This is a genomic window from Pseudovibrio sp. W74, from assembly GCF_001623085.1.
GTDB lineage: Bacteria > Pseudomonadota > Alphaproteobacteria > Rhizobiales > Stappiaceae > Pseudovibrio.
The window spans coordinates 1-837 of sequence record NZ_LMCJ01000055.1 but is presented as its reverse complement, the minus strand read 5'-3'; the positions used below and the strand labels follow the sequence as shown (position 1 = coordinate 837).

Annotated in this window: 2 protein-coding genes; both read right to left on the bottom strand. The window is 57.1% G+C overall.

Annotation, left to right across the window (positions count from 1 at the left end):
- On the bottom strand, positions 1-368 hold a 368-nt coding region (locus PsW74_RS29480; protein WP_208988110.1), incomplete at its 3' end, for a biotin/lipoyl-binding protein.
- On the bottom strand, positions 361-837 hold a 477-nt coding region (locus PsW74_RS22660), incomplete at its 5' end, for an ATP-binding cassette domain-containing protein (protein WP_153042457.1). The genes PsW74_RS29480 and PsW74_RS22660, both read right to left, overlap by 8 nt.

Here is an 837-nt window from a genome sequence, read left to right as displayed (position 1 = left end):
TGAGCGTCATTGCGCCATTCGGCAGAAAGGCGGGCTTCCTGCGCCTGCATCTGATGAAGACGTTTGCGGGTGATGGCCAGATTGGCTTTCACTACGGTCTCATCAAGGCGGAACAGCACATCACCGGCTTTGACTTCATCGCCATCTTTGACGAGAATTTCGCCAACAATGCCGCCTTCCTGATGCTGTACTTTCTTGGCCTGTCCATCGACAGCGATGGAGCCAGAGGTGATCACCGCGCTGTTGATCTTGGCAACGGAGGACCAGCCGCCAAGGCCAAGCACAAGAACGCCCACAAGGACGAGGCCCCAGCGCATGTGTTTCTTACGAGAGGTCTGAATGGTGGTAAGTGTTGTTTGCTCAGGCATGTGGCACCACGCTCAATGGTCCTGTTTTTGCAGCAGCTGGAGCTGGTTTTGCGCCGGGAGCTGGAACTGCACCGGGGGCTGGCACACCAGCAGGAGCGCTGATTTTTGGCAGGACTTCGTCTTTTGGGCCAAAGGCGGCCTGTTGGCCATCCTTCACAACAAGCAGCAGATCAACGGCTGAGATCGCGCTTGGACGGTGGGCAACGACAATGACGATGCTGCCGGTCTCACGCATCAGTTTGATGGCGCGGGTCAGTGCTGCTTCGCCTTCTGAATCCAAATTGGAGTTCGGCTCATCAAGCACAATCAGGAACGGGCTGTCATAAAGCGCACGGGCCAGACCCACACGCTGGCGCTGTCCGGCAGAAAGCAGTGCCCCGCCTTCGCCAACCTGTGTGTCATAGCCATCAGCCAGACTGGTGACCAGTTCATGCACATTGGCAAGCTGGGCGGCTTCCAAAATCTTCTC